This is a genomic window from Stenotrophomonas sp. Iso1, from assembly GCF_027497995.1.
Taxonomy (GTDB): domain Bacteria; phylum Pseudomonadota; class Gammaproteobacteria; order Xanthomonadales; family Xanthomonadaceae; genus Stenotrophomonas.
This window is the reverse complement of record NZ_JAODBT010000001.1, coordinates 702992-716461: the sequence shown is the minus strand read 5'-3', so window position 1 is coordinate 716461 and position 13470 is coordinate 702992. Positions and strand designations below refer to the sequence as shown.

At 63.3% G+C, this 13470-nt stretch carries 10 protein-coding genes and 1 riboswitch; of the genes, 5 read left to right on the top strand and 5 right to left on the bottom strand.

Annotated elements, in window-relative coordinates:
* Positions 1-545 precede the first annotated feature (545 nt).
* Both PAN08_RS02875 and PAN08_RS02870 read right to left on the bottom strand, forming a co-directional pair.
* The gene (locus PAN08_RS02875; protein WP_269790046.1) at positions 546-3125 is read right to left on the bottom strand and encodes a M14 family zinc carboxypeptidase; all 2580 of its coding nucleotides are present in this window, start codon (positions 3123-3125) and stop codon (positions 546-548) included.
* 276 nt (positions 3126-3401) lie between these two features.
* Complete coding sequence (locus PAN08_RS02870; RefSeq protein WP_269790045.1) at positions 3402-6032, bottom strand: TonB-dependent receptor; 2631 nt, start codon at positions 6030-6032, stop codon at positions 3402-3404.
* 196 nt (positions 6033-6228) lie between these two features.
* Between PAN08_RS02870 and queD the strand changes: the two genes are divergently transcribed.
* The 4 genes from queD (at position 6229) to PAN08_RS02850 (ending at position 8356) form a co-directional block, all read left to right on the top strand.
* On the top strand, positions 6229-6585 hold the full coding sequence (queD, locus tag PAN08_RS02865) for a 6-carboxytetrahydropterin synthase QueD (protein WP_269790044.1): 357 nt from the start codon (positions 6229-6231) through the stop codon (positions 6583-6585).
* A gap of 218 nt (positions 6586-6803) precedes the next feature.
* On the top strand, positions 6804-7166 hold the full coding sequence (locus PAN08_RS02860) for a phasin family protein (protein WP_269790043.1): 363 nt from the start codon (positions 6804-6806) through the stop codon (positions 7164-7166).
* Between the two features lie 348 nt (positions 7167-7514).
* A complete protein-coding gene (locus PAN08_RS02855; protein WP_269790042.1) occupies positions 7515-7997 on the top strand; it encodes a GAF domain-containing protein in 483 nt (160 codons plus the stop codon).
* Positions 7994-8356, top strand: a complete 363-nt coding sequence (locus PAN08_RS02850; protein WP_269790041.1) for a TfoX/Sxy family protein — start codon at positions 7994-7996, stop codon at positions 8354-8356. Before PAN08_RS02855 ends, PAN08_RS02850 begins: the two co-directional genes overlap by 4 nt.
* Before the next feature lie 199 nt (positions 8357-8555).
* On the opposite strand, the gene cobS is transcribed toward PAN08_RS02850, so the two are convergent.
* The 3 genes from cobS to cobT are packed head-to-tail and all read right to left on the bottom strand — an operon-like array spanning position 8556 to position 10950.
* Positions 8556-9299, bottom strand: coding sequence for an adenosylcobinamide-GDP ribazoletransferase (cobS, locus tag PAN08_RS02845; RefSeq protein ID WP_269790040.1), 744 nt, complete (start codon positions 9297-9299; stop codon positions 8556-8558).
* Positions 9296-9883, bottom strand: coding sequence for a histidine phosphatase family protein (locus PAN08_RS02840; protein ID WP_269790039.1), 588 nt, complete (start codon positions 9881-9883; stop codon positions 9296-9298). Before PAN08_RS02840 ends, cobS begins: the two co-directional genes overlap by 4 nt.
* Positions 9880-10950, bottom strand: a complete 1071-nt coding sequence (gene cobT / locus PAN08_RS02835; RefSeq protein WP_269790038.1) for a nicotinate-nucleotide--dimethylbenzimidazole phosphoribosyltransferase — start codon at positions 10948-10950, stop codon at positions 9880-9882. The genes PAN08_RS02840 and cobT overlap by 4 nt, the downstream gene beginning before the upstream one ends.
* Positions 10951-11233: 283 nt before the next feature.
* A riboswitch (cobalamin riboswitch) is annotated at positions 11234-11472 on the top strand.
* Positions 11473-11586: 114 nt separating this feature from the next.
* Here cobT and btuB point away from each other — a divergent pair.
* Positions 11587-13449, top strand: a complete 1863-nt coding sequence (gene btuB / locus PAN08_RS02830) for a TonB-dependent vitamin B12 receptor (RefSeq protein WP_269790037.1) — start codon at positions 11587-11589, stop codon at positions 13447-13449.
* Positions 13450-13470: the final 21 nt, after the last annotated feature.

Sequence of the window (13470 nt, the reverse complement as noted above, 5' to 3'; positions counted from 1 at the left end):
AACAAAGGCCGACGCATTGCGTCGGCCTTTCTGCTTTTGACTTTGAGCTTTGAGCTTTGAGCTTTGAGCTTTGGCTTTGGCTTTGGCTTTGAGCTTTGGCTTTGGCTTTGAGCTTTGAGCTTTGAGCTTTGAGCTTTGAGCTTTGAGCTTTGAGCTTTGAGCTTTGGCTTTGAGCTTTGGCTTTGGCTTTGGCTTTGGCTTTGGCTTTGGCTTTGAGCTTTGGCTTTGCGCTTTGCGCTTTGGCTTTGCGCTTTGGCTTCTGTCCCTTCTCCCGCCGGCGGGAGAAGGTGCCCCGTAGGGGCGGATGAGGGCGGCCTTTGCTTTGGCTTCGAGAAGATCCTGCAGCTCTCACCTTCGCCGCTTCGATCCACCCCCCCGCTTCGCGCTTCGGCCCATGTGCCAACACAAGGCCGTTCGTGGGGCAGCGAACCAGTGATCACCACGCTTTCCCCCTCGCTCCGCATGCGTGAGATGGGCCTTGATCGCTCGGGCCCTTGTTCGCTCGCGGTGCTGATTGCCAGGGGCTTTGATCGTGCGGGCCTCCGTCACTCCCCGCGTTGCGGCGGCGTGCTGAGATACTTGGACTGCAGCAATGCGTTGAGCAGTAAACGCTCGGTGCCGTGCCAGTACTTGCGGTGCGCCGGGTCGTCAGCGAACAGCACTACATTGCCGCTACCGGTCGGTACTACCTGCAGATAACTGGAGCCGGCCACGCGTGCACGGTTTGCATCGGAGAGATAGCCATTCACCACCGGCTCGCGGTCGATGGTGACGACGTTGAGGAAGGCGTTCTTGACCGGCTCGAACACCAGCCCGCCCTCTTTGTTCACCCACAAGCGACGCTGCTGCACACCGAAGCCCAGGGGATGGGTCGGGTCAATGTCGGCGCTGAGGATGTTGCCGCTGACTCGACCGAGTGCGAACACGTCACGCACGGTGCCGAAATCAAGGCGCTCGCTGTCGTCCTTCTTGTCACCTTCGCGAAGCTTGGCCTCGGCCAGGCCCTTGTCGATTGCCCAGCGCGCGCCGCCGCCATACACCACCAGCGAACCACCGGCCGCAATCCAGCGTTTGAGCGCAGCCACGCCAGCGTCGCTCACCGTGCCATACGTGCCACCGGACAACACGATGGAGGTGTAGCGGGACAGATCCACGGTGGCCAACTGTGTCGGATCCAGCTTGGTCGACGGCAGACCCAACGAGGTGTCCAGCGCGAACCACGCCGAGCCGATCTCGGTTGCTGACACGCCCTCGCCCATCACCAATGCGATGGTCGGCACGCGTACCACTCGCACGTTGTCGCTACCCAGATCGATACCGCTGGCAGCGCGGCCACTGGCCAAGGCGTGCACAGTGATACCGGCCTCCTGCGCGCGCGCCAACACCTTGGCCTGCAATGCGTCCGCGTCCAGTGTCTGCCCGGCCACCGGAATTACCACCGCGCCATGGCCAAAGCTCACCTCACCGGCAGCCGTCGCCGCAGTGAACGGTTGATGGGCGGTGCGCACGCTTATGCCGTCACGCAGCAGACCACCGAGCAGACGATAGCTGCCGAAATCACGCGCGTCGGCGACATAGGCAAAACCAGCGCGTCCGCCACTGATACCGCCCTGTGCTGTTGGGACGGCGTCCACCTGCGCGCCACTCGGCAAGGCGCCCCGGCTGCCGGCGTAATGCAGCCCGTAAGCCGGTGCGATGGCATAGGACGTGCCGCTATAGAACACGTCGCCCTTCACCGGCGGAGTGAACTCAAAGATGGAGTGCGCAAGACGAAACTGTGGCTGACGCGCCGGCACCACGTAGGCCGAGCCCGCCTGGAAACGCTTGCCATCAACCTCGACATCGCGCGCCAGCGCATGCACCTCGATGCGATGCTGCAGCAGTACGGCCAGCAGCTTTCGTGTGAGCGTGGCATCAGCGGCATCGCCGAACACCCAATCGTGTACTGGATAGGCCGCCGCCTGTTTCAAAGCACTGCGGAAGAACTCCTTCTGCAATGCAAACAGACGCGGCCGGTCTTCCACCGCGCCGCGAACACTGGCCAGACCGGTCGCCACCTGATTGCGGATGGTGAAGTTGAAATGCAGCGGGCCATTGACTGACTCCTGCACCAGACCGCGCGAGCTGGCCTGCTCCACGGTCACGCCGACCGCACCGTGAAAATCCGGATAGGTGGAGCCGTAAATCGGCGAGAAGTTGTCGAAATTCTCACCGGTGTAATACAGCGAGCCCAATGCATCCAATGCCTGCGCGTGGAAGCGCGCCAACCATTGGTTGGCTTCATAGGAAGACTTCGGCAGCAACGGGCTTTCCATGCTTTTCGGCGAGGGCTCGAAGTAGTAGGTGCTGTCCTTGCCCATCTCGTGGAAATCAATCTGGATGTTGGGATACCAGCGATGGAACTGCGCCACCTTCGGCCAGCTGTCGGCCTGCGCCAAGGCAAGCCAATCGCGATTGAGATCGGTGAAGTAGTGATTGACGCGGCCACTGGGAAACGGCTCGACATGCTCCTTGTCGGCAGGGTCGGCCGATGCTGGGCGCGAGCCCCAACCGTTGTGCCAGTTGGCGGCACGGTCACGACCATCCGGATTCTGCGCCGGGTCGATGACGACGACCGACTGGTCCAGCCAACGTGTGGTTTCCGCGTCCTGGTTGGCGGCCAGGTAGTAGGCCGTCAGCATCGCCGCTTCGCCGCTGGAGGTTTCATTGCCATGCACGCTGTAGCCGAGCCAGACCACCGCAGGTGCGTCATCGCCAGGCGTCGGCTGCGCGGGATCAACCAGCGCCTGACGTTGCGCAGCGATCTGCGCACTGCGCGCGTGGTTGCGGGGTGAGGTGACGGTCACCAACAGCAGCGGTCGGTGCTCGTAGCTTTGGCCGATGATCTCGACCTTGACCCGGTCCGACACACGCGCAAGCTCGTTGAAGTACGCCACCAATTGATCGTGGCGTGTGTAGTTGCTGCCAATGTCATAGCCGAGGAATTGTTGCGGCGATGGCACCGTCGCATCGAATTGTTGCGCGGTGGGGAAGTAGTAGCTGTTCTGGGCGTGGGCCGGTGACGCGACGGTGGCTGCTGCGAGCAACAGCGCGAGAACGGAAAGAGAAAGAAATCGAAGTGACATGGATGTGGTGATCCCCGAGTACATGGCCCGATTTCGGGCCACATGGAAAATGTCCGACGCCGGGATTCCAGACCGAAAAACTTAGGAATGGAATGAAGATGTTCCCTTCTCCCGCCCGTGGGAGAAGGTGCCCCGACGAGGCGAATGAGGGCGCTTTGCGCTTCTGGCTGGGCTTCGGATGATGGGCCGCGTGTCCGTACCATCGATCTCGACCTGCCCTCACCCCAACCCCTCTCCCACCTGCGGGAGAGGGGCTCGATGACCGCGCGGCTTCAATCAGAAGCGATAGTCGAAACCAACCGTGTAGTAACGCCCGCGCAGGTCGTACTGGCTGAAGTCGTAGGGCGCACGCACACCCGGGAAGGTCGCGTCATACGGGGGCTGGCGGTCGCCGATGTTCTGCACCTTGGCGTACAGGGTGAGTTTGTCGATACCGGTGTAGCCCAGGTACAGATCGAACTGGCTGTAGCTGGCCACCTCCGACTGCACGGCCATGGCCGCAGCGCTGCCCTGTTGGTCGTAGCTGCTGGTGTAGTACCAGGTCAATGCGGTGCGCCAGTCACCCAGCGCCCAGTCCAGTGTGGTGGTGGCCTTGGTGTCGGGCAGCGACGGGCCGAGGTTGGAGCCGGCGTAGTCCACCAACGGGCCGTCGGTCACCTGCGGGCGCTTGTAGTCGATGACGTAGGTCAATGCGGTGGACAGACCAAAATCACCCGCACGTGCGGTGGACCAGCGCTGACGCAGTTCCACATCGACGCCCGATGTCTGCAGTTCGCTCAGGTTCTGGTAACGGTTGTAGACCGCCAGCAGTTTGCCGCGCGAATCACGCACGACGTTGGCCGGGTTGTTCTCGTCAACCAGCGTGGTGGTGTTGCCGCTGCCAATCAGGTTGTCCAGCTTGATGCGGTAGTAATCCACGCTCAGGCTGGTGTTTTCCCATGGCGACAGCACGACACCAGCGTTGTAACTGCGGGTGCGCTCCGGATCCAGGTGATTGTTACCGACGGTGAAGAAGGTCGGGTTCTGCCGCGAGCCGGGCACGTCCGGATCGTGCGGGTCCACTACCGAGCCGTAAGCAATGCTGGTGGACGCCGAGTTCTCCGACAGCGACGGCGCACGAAAACCACGCGAGGCAGAAGCACGTACCAGCAGCCAATCCTGCGGCTGCCAGCGCAGGCCCAGCTTGGGCGAGAACGCGTCGCCGAAATCGCTGTAATGGTCAGCGCGTGCAGCGGCCTGCAGCTCCAGCGTGCTGTGCAGCGGCACGCTCACTTCCGCATAGGCGGCGGTGACCTGCCGTTGGCCGTGCACTTCGGCGATGGCCGGGCGTACCTGCAAGCCAGCGTCGATCTGCCACGGGTTGTCAGAGTCGAGTTTTTCCTGGCGCCATTCGACACCGGCGGCAAAGCCAATCGAGCCAGCCCAGGTTTCACCCAGCGTGCCGGATATCTTGGCATCGACACCCTTGAGCACCGAGTCCGCAGGGCGTAGCGTGCTCAGCCCGATGGCCGACAGCACTGCAGGATCCGTGGCTGACGGATTGAGCAGGTTGTAGCTGCCCGAGGCCAGCGCGTCATAAAGCGCCCAGCGGTTCGCGAAACCACCGGCAACGGTTTCACGCTCCTTGCTGGCAGCCTGGAACGCGCCTATTTCCCAATCCCATTTTTCGCCCTGCCCACGCAGACCCAGCACACCACGATAAGCGGTGGAACGATTGGTCTTGAGCGTGCCACCCAGGTTGAAGAACGTGTATTCAATGGGCACTGCCACGCCGTATGGGTTGTACGGATTGCTCGCCGGCAGATTGGAACTGACTGGCTCTGCCAGACCGGTGTCGGCATTGAGTGCAAAGCGGCCGCTTTCCAGGGTGAAGAATGGGCTGGAGCCGAACCACGACACGCCCTTGATATCGCTGTAGATCACTTCGGCAAACGCATCCACGGAATCGCTCAGACGTAGCGTGCCGTTGACGTAGGCCTGCCAACGTTTGGTTGAAGGAATCAGCGTGGTGTACGGCGCCTGGTTGAAGGCGCACGTGTCACCGGCCAAACCATCGATCGGCCCGCTGGCGGTGAGCACCGTGCCTGTCGGGCAGTTGCCGCCGGCGTCGAGCATCGGTACCGATTTGCCACCAATCAGATAGCGCGCACCCTTGGCCGACCAACCATTCCAGCGGCCACCCGCCTTGTCGGTGTAGATGCCCGAGCGGGTGAGCTCGCGCTCGTCCTGGTCCAGGCGATCCCGGTTGTAGCCTTCCAGCGAGACCAGGACGTTGTAGCCATCACGGGCCAGGTCACCGATACCACCAACGAACTTGAGGTTCTGTTGATCAAGTCCGCCTGCATCGGCGGTGCCACCACTGACGCCCACTTCAGCGCCCTCGAAACCCTGGCGGGTGATGATGTTGACCACGCCGGCCACCGCATCGGAGCCATACACCGCCGAGGCGCCGTCCTTCAGCACCTCGATGCGCTCCACCGCGACCAGCGGCAAGGCGTTGAGGTTGACGAACGTGTCCGACAAGCCGCCGGACGGAAAACCGTAATTGGCCAGGCGGCGGCCGTTGAGCAGCACCAGCGTGTTCTTCTGCGACAAACCGCGCAGGCCGATGCCGGCCGAACCCGAGGCCCAGCCGCTGTTGCTGGTTTCGTTGGCGGCATTGCCGGTGTTGGCCGAGATGGACCGCAGCAGATCCGCAACGGTCGCCTTGCCGGATTGCTCCAGCTGTTGGCGTTCGATCACCTGCACCGGGTTGGCGGTTTCGGTGTCGGTGCGCTTGATGTTGGAGCCGGTCACACGCACCGCTTCCAGCGTCTTGCTGTCATTGGCGGCGGTTTCGGCGGATGCGATAGAGGGAGTAGCAACGGTGGCCGCGATGGCCAGAGCAAGCAGTGAGCGATTGAGCATGAAGTTCTTGGGGGAGAGCGGGAGCGACTGCTGCAGTAGCTCATGCGCGGCAAATGTCCGGCCAATAACATCCCTTCATGCGGACATAACAAGTTGTTACATCTTTCCATCAAGATGAATAAATAAATGAAACGTATCCTTCGCTGCCCCATCCAAGCCAGCCGCATCACGCCACGCGCGCCCTACAATTGCGCCCATGGATATTTTCAAGGTTTTCACCCTAGAGGCCGCCCACCGGCTGCCCAACGTCCCACCGGGCCACAAGTGCGCGCGGCTGCACGGTCATTCGTTCCGGATCGAGCTGAAGGTCAGCGGCGAGCCGGGCGAAGACACCGGTTGGATCATGGATTTCAGCGACCTAAAGGCCGCCTTCCAGCCGTTGTACGACCAGCTCGACCACAACTACCTCAACGACATCCCCGGCTTGGAGAACCCGACCAGCGAGCGCCTGTCGATGTGGATCTGGGAGCGGCTCAAGCCCACCCTGCCGCTGCTGAGCGAAGTGGTGGTGCATGAGACCTGCACGTCCGGCTGCAGCTACCGCGGCCCGTAACCGTCGCAAGCCTTGCTGCTTCCATCGTCGCGCCTGCAATGCCAGGAATGCAGCGGCACGCCTGACCCGGGTGGAGCGACCACTTGCCTGGGGAACCGGCCATCGGCGGGCACGGAATCCGAGAAATTGAACGCGGTTTTGAATCGGCCCGCTGGGGGTTGCACTGCGCCACAATCGCGCTATGCTGCATCGCAACAACGGTGTTCCGGAATTCACAGATGTCCGCCCAGCCCAACGATTTCAGCCGCTACACCCAACAGTTCGCTGCCGCAGCCAATCGCGCCAACCGGCTGACGTTGGAGACCGCTGAAAGCGTGTTCGGCGTGCAGCTTCGTACCCTGGAGCGGAACACCAACGCCACGGCCGGCTTCTTTGGCGAGCTGACCCAGGCCGGCGCGCAGCTGGATCTGCAGGCGCTGTTGCCGAAGGGGTTGCAGGTGGCGCGCGACAACTTTGAACGTCTGTCCACCGCCAGCCAGGAAGCCATCGGCCTGAGCCTGAAAACCGGCGAAGCACTCGGCGAACTGGTACGCCAGCCGTTTGTGGCCGCCAAGGCGCAGGCAACCCCGAAGACGCGTTGATCTACATACCAAATTTGCGCGGTCCCTCCCCCGCGCAACCCGGACCCGGCAGCACCCTCCCGCTGCCGGGTCTTTTTTTGTCCCTAGTTCGGGGAGCGGCTCTGGAGCGCGATGCTGCTCCTGCGCAAGAACACCCAGCGCAGGCGGATGCCAACTGCCGCCTACGAAGCTGACTGCGTATCTCCTATCTGAATCTGACGCGCGGAAAACACCGCGTCGGTCAGCGCACCTCGGCCAAACCAGCAGCCATCAGGTAAACCGCGTGCTCGCATGTCAGCCGGCAACGGGATGGCGCAAGGTCGCCGTATCTGGCAGATTCGCCAACCCGGCAGCAGGTAGACTCTTACGATGTTCAATGCCAATACGCTCACCGGCAGCAAGCCGGAACAGTACGCCCAGCTGCTGGCACAAGCCCGCGCCCTGGTGCATGGCGAGGCCAATCACATTGCCAATGCCGCCAACCTGTCCGCGCTGGTTTACCACGCACTACCGCAGCTCAACTGGGTGGGCTTTTACCTCTACGACGGCAAGGAATTGGTCGTCGGCCCGTTTCAGGGTCTGCCGGCCTGCGTGCGCATTCCGCTGAACAAGGGGGTGTGTGGTGCGGCAGCAAGCAGCCGCCAGACGCAGCGGATCGACGACGTGGACGCCTTCCCAGGTCATATCGCCTGTGATTCGGCTTCACGCTCCGAGTTGGTCGTGCCGCTGGTACATAACGGCGAATTGATCGGCGTGTTCGATATCGACAGCCCGGTGGTTGCGCGCTTTGATGCAGAAGATCAGGCAGGGCTGGAAGCCATTGCCCAGGCGTTCGTCGAGGCGCTGCAGTGAGCACCACCAAGTTGCGCAACATCGGCCCCAAGAGCGCGGCATGGCTGCGCCAGGTAGGGCTGCGCAGCGAGCAGGATCTGATTGCGGCTGGCGCCGTCGGCGCTTTCATGAAAGTAAAACGCGCCGGCTTCAAGCCCAGCCTCAACCTGCTGTACTCGCTTGAAGGCGCGCTGGTCGGCTGCCATTGGCAGGAAGTACCCGAGGCGCGTCGTCAGCAACTGGTCACCGAGTACGAAACCGCCGTGGGTGAACTGCCAGCCGCACGTGGCGCGCAGGTGGCCGGGCCGGTGCATGAAACCCGCATGCAGGTGGATGCGGATGATGAAGCGACCAGCGAGATGCGCTTCAGCGAAGACTGATACGGAGCACCCTGCAGGAACGGTGTTCACCGCGAAGCACTGAATGCGGATCGTATTGCAGGGGCTTCGCCCGTAACCTCCTCCGCCACCTCGCTCCGCGCCCCTGCCACGCACAGTCTGCGTGGCGTCCATGCATGCACGAGCCGGTGGCTCGTGAGCCGCCGCCCTCCCCCGTACACAGGAGAAGGGAGAGCCGTCCTCACCCGAACGGCAGCTCGATGCCGGCGAGCAGCACCAGTGCCAACAGCAGCAAGGTCTCGGTGACTTCAACACTCGCGCCGAGGCAATCACCGGATATGCCGCCGAGCCTGCGTCGCCAGTACGCAGCAACCAATGGCACCAGCAACAGCGCCAGTAACAGCGGCCACGCGACAAACGCGGTGATCACCGCCAGCAATGCCGCCCACAGCCACATCGAACGCAGGCTCAACTGCCAGGAAAAACGCTCGGCCATGCCGGCAGCGTGCAATGACGGCAACAGACGGCTCCACCACAACGTGCCCCAGCGCGCCCATACCGGCACCAGAACGATGCCGTACCACAATGGACTCACTGCCAATTCGGTGAGCAGCACGAATTTCAGCAGCAACTGCATGATCAACGTGACCACGCCGAACACACCCATGTGCGGATCTTTGAGTACTTCCAGGAAGCGCTGCGGATCACGATGGGCAGCACCAAACGCATCGGCCACATCGCCCAGACCATCCAGATGCAGCGCGCCGGTCACCCACACCCACACCAGCAATGCCATCACACCGGCCAGCCATGGGCGCTCACCGAAACCATACAGCGGCAGTGCCAACAGCACGCCGATGATCGCGCCTACCAGTGGGTAGTACACCGCCGAGTGACTGAGATCGTCCTGACGGAAATCCTTCACCTGCGGTGTCGGCAAGCGAGTAAGGAACTGGATGGCGAGAATCAACCGGCGCGGGATCATGGCTGGCGCAGCTCCAGTAGCTCGCCCCACAACCGCCCGTCATCGCCGCGCTCCACGCGCAGGCGCACGCGGGTGCCGTAATCAATGCGTACCGCCCACAACATCGACAGCGGCATGCCGCAGATGCGGGAGATCGCCAGCCGCAACACACCGGCATGGCTGACCACCAGCACCGGCAAACCATCACCGTCGTCTTCGTCCACCAAACGGTGCAACTGTTCTTCCACGCGCGACTGGAACAACTGCCATGACTCGCCGTTGGGCGGCACGATGTCATGCGGCTCTTCGTAGAACGCAGCCAATTGCTCGGCTGGCAGTTCGTCGAAATGCAGGCCATCCCAATCGCCGAAATCCAGCTCGGCCCAATCCGGGTGGATCTCGCAGAATTGATTGCTGCCCGCCACCAATGCGTGCGCGGTATCCAGCGCGCGACGACGCGGCGAAGTAATCACCCGGCTCCAGCCGATACCCGCATGGCAGCGGTAAAGCGCGTCCATCGCACCGTCGATCAACGGCGGATCCGTGCGGCCATCAAGGTGACCTTGGCGGCCGGTGGACGCGTGGCGCATCAAATCCAGAATCATTGCAGGCCACCGCGATCAGCCACGGACGCTTCGTCGAAGGTCGCCATCTGGTTGTGCAGGGCGCAGGCCATGCGCACCAGCGGCAGGGCCAATGCGGCACCGGAGCCTTCACCCAGACGCAGGTCCAGCGACAACAGCGGCTGTGCCTGCAGCGTTTCCAACAGACGCACATGGCCCCGTTCGGCCGACTGGTGCGAGAACAACAACCACGGCCGCACGCCGGGGTTGATACGCACGGCTGCAAGCGCGGCCGCGGTGACAATGAAGCCATCCACCAGCACCGCTACTTTGCGTTGTGCAGCGGCAATCATCGCCGCACTGATCGCGGCGATTTCCAGACCACCCACGCGTTGCAATGCTTCGCAACCCGGCATGTCTGCGGCATTGATCGCCTCGCCATGCAGCGCCAGCGCGCGGGCGATGATGTTTTGCTTCTGCACCATGCGCACGGCATCCAGCCCCGTGCCGGCACCGACCAATTCGTCCAGCGGCAACGGACCGAGTGCCGCAGCAAGTGCGCTGGCGGCGGTGGTGTTGCCAATGCCCATCTCACCGAACACCAGCAGGTCTGCGCCATCCACGCAGGCGGTTTCGACCGCGCGACGGCCCGCCGCGAATGCGGCTTCCAGATCGGAGGCGTCCATCGCCGGGCGAGTGCTGAAATCATCGGTGCCATGACGGGTCTTGTGACTGACCACGCCCGTGATGGATGTGGTGGCGCGGCTGCCGACATCCCACACATGCAACGGCAGGCCCAGCTCGCGCGCCAACACCGCGATGGCAGCGCCGCCGGCAGCAAAGTTGCGCAGCATCTGCACGGTGACTTCGGCCGGGTACGCCGACACGCCCTGCCCGGTCACACCATGGTCAGCGGCAAACACCACCACCGGCACGCGCTGAGCCTGCGGCGCATCGGTGCCCTGCAGTGCGGCCAGCTCGATGGCCAGCGTTTCCAGCCGGCCCAGCGCACCTTCAGGCTTGGTCAACTGGCGTTGGCGGGCGATGGCACGCTGACGGTGTTCCTGCGACGGCAGCCCGCAGGCTTGCTCGAACCATGTTTCTGTCACGACTGTTCCAAATACTGCGACTGCGGCGCGCATTCTAGCCGGACCGCCGGAAGCAGGCCCGTCATCAAGGCAACGCTTCGGCCGCTGCGCATGCGCAGCAGAGGCCTTGGCCGCAACGCGGGCGGTGCAAACGCAAGCGGCATCTCTGCCGTTTCGGATCGGCCCACGGTTGGCGCCTCTACCTGCTTCGCAGCCAATGCAACGCCTACGGACCAGGGTGTTCTCAGGCCCTCATACCGTCTGTTCCTGATATTCGTTCAGTACCGCCCCTGCCTCATGGCATAGAATGCGCGCACTTTCGGGTGACCGACCGGCACGCGCCGGCCGGTTGAAACGGGAAGCCGGTGCCGCGCACTGCTGGAACTCCAGCCGCTCGCCATCCCGGCGCTGCCCCCGCAACGGTAAGCAGGACAAGGCCAGGCAACACCGCCACTGTGCGACGCACGGGAAGGCGCCTGGTCGGAAGCAGCCACGCTGTTTCGCCTGCGAGTCCGGAGACCGGCCCGAAAGCCGACTGGTTGCGATGCGGAGGGCATGGCGGCGGCTGTGGCGCCGTGTGCGCGACCTCCGTCACTTCTCTCCCATGGCAGCCCAACCCATCCGCCTGCGCGGGAGCGCGCAGGTCCAGGAGCTTCCATGAAACTGCATTACCACACCCTTTCGCTCGCCCTGTCACTGGCATTGCCGGCCGTTGCCGCTGCGCAGAACGCACCGACCGAGCTGGACGACGTCACCGTCACCGCCACCCGCACTCCCGTTGCCATCAAGGACAGCGTGGTGCCGGTACAGCTGATCGATCGCGACCAGATCGACCGCAGCCAGGCCAACACGGTGCTGGAACTGCTGCGCGGCCGCGCAGGTCTGGATTTCGCCAACCAGGGTGGCACCGGCAAGATCACCTCGCTGTTCCTGCGCGGTACCAACTCCAACCAGGTGCTGGTGCTGGTGGACGGTGTACGCGTCGGCTCGGCGACCTCCGGCATGGCGGCATTGCAGGACCTGCCCGTCGACCAGATCGAGCGCGTGGAGATCGTGCGCGGCCCGCGTTCGAGCCTGTACGGCTCCGAAGCCATCGGCGGTGTGATCCAGATCTTCACCCGTACCGCCGGCAAGGGCCTGCAGCAGAACCTGTCGCTGACCGCAGGCAGCAACAACCTGCGTCAAGCCAGCGCGGGCTTCAGCAACCGTGGCGAGCACGGCTGGGTGTCGGCCCAGGGCGGCTACCAGAAGACCGACGGCATCAACGCCTGCCGTGGCACCGCCGCCGGTTGGGGTGCAGGCTGCTTTGCCGATGAGCCGGACCGCGATGGCTACCGCAATACCTCCATCAACGTACGTGCAGGTTATGCATTGACCGACACGCTGAGCCTGGAAGGCCACGTGCTCAATGCCGACAGCTTCAACGAATACGACGGCAGCATCTTCGGCGGCAACGAAGCCGACAACGTGCAGCAGGTCTACGGTGGCAAACTGGCATGGGCCGTGTCCGATGCGTTCCAGCTGACCGCACAGGTCGGCCGCAACCGCGACCAGGCCGACAACTACTTCGCTGCAGGCGGCACCCGCACCTTTGCCAGCAACTTCGACACCCGTCGCGATACCGCCAGTGTGCAGGGCGACATCCAGCTCTCGGAAGGCCAGCAGCTGACCGCCGGTGCCGACTGGCAGAACGACAAGGTCACCAGCTCCACCGCATTCGACGTCAAGGACCGCGACAACACCGGTGTGTTCGTCGAGTACCAGGGCCAGTTCGGCGCGCACTCGCTGCAGGCCAGCGTGCGCAATGACGACAACGAGCAGTTCGGCAACCACACCACCGGCAGCCTGGGCTACGGCTTCGCCTTCGGCAACGGCTTCCGCCTGACCGCCAGCGCCGGCACCGGCTTCAAGGCACCGACCTTCAACGACCTGTACTACCCGGGCTTCAGCAACCCGGCACTGAAGCCGGAAGAATCCAAGAGCCTCAACGTCGGCATTGCGCAGTACGCCGACAACTGGAACTGGACCTTCAACGCCTATGAAACCCGCATTGATCAGCTGATCGGCTATGACAGCAACTTCGACCTGGTCAACGTGGCTGAAGCTCGCATCCGTGGTGCAGAGCTGACCGGCTTCCTGTCGCTTGCCGGTTTTGACATCAACGCACAGGCCAGCTTCACCGACCCGCGCGACAACACCTCTGGCGCGGCCACCTACGACAACCTGCTGGCTCGCCGCGCGCGCACCAGCGGTCGCCTGGACGTGGACAAGAACTTTGGCCCGCTGCGTCTGGGCGTGACTGCAGCTGGCAGCGGCCACCGCTTCGACAATGCCGCCAACACCGTGCGCCTGGCTGGTTACGGCACCATGGATGTGCGCGTTGAATACGCCATCAACGACGCCTGGAGCCTGCAGGCCAAGGCCGCCAACGTGTTCGACCGCGAATACGAAACCGTTGCCTGGTACAACCAGCCGGGCCGTGAGTACCAGCTGACGCTGCGCTACAACTCGAAGAACTGAACCGGTTCGGTTGAGTGATCA

Bases quoted from the DNA above. Each gene is read 5' to 3' on its own strand.
- PAN08_RS02860 (WP_269790043.1), top strand. From the start codon at position 6,804: ATGTCCGCCCAGCCCAACGATTTCAGCCGCTACACCCAACAGTTCGCT.
- btuB (WP_269790037.1), top strand. From the start codon at position 11,587: ATGAAACTGCATTACCACACCCTTTCGCTCGCCCTGTCACTGGCATTG.
- cobS (WP_269790040.1), bottom strand. From the start codon at position 9,299: ATGATCCCGCGCCGGTTGATTCTCGCCATCCAGTTCCTTACTCGCTTG.
- PAN08_RS02875 (WP_269790046.1), bottom strand. From the start codon at position 3,125: ATGTCACTTCGATTTCTTTCTCTTTCCGTTCTCGCGCTGTTGCTCGCA.
- PAN08_RS02870 (WP_269790045.1), bottom strand. From the start codon at position 6,032: ATGCTCAATCGCTCACTGCTTGCTCTGGCCATCGCGGCCACCGTTGCT.
- queD (WP_269790044.1), top strand. From the start codon at position 6,229: ATGGATATTTTCAAGGTTTTCACCCTAGAGGCCGCCCACCGGCTGCCC.
- PAN08_RS02855 (WP_269790042.1), top strand. From the start codon at position 7,515: ATGTTCAATGCCAATACGCTCACCGGCAGCAAGCCGGAACAGTACGCC.
- PAN08_RS02840 (WP_269790039.1), bottom strand. From the start codon at position 9,883: ATGATTCTGGATTTGATGCGCCACGCGTCCACCGGCCGCCAAGGTCAC.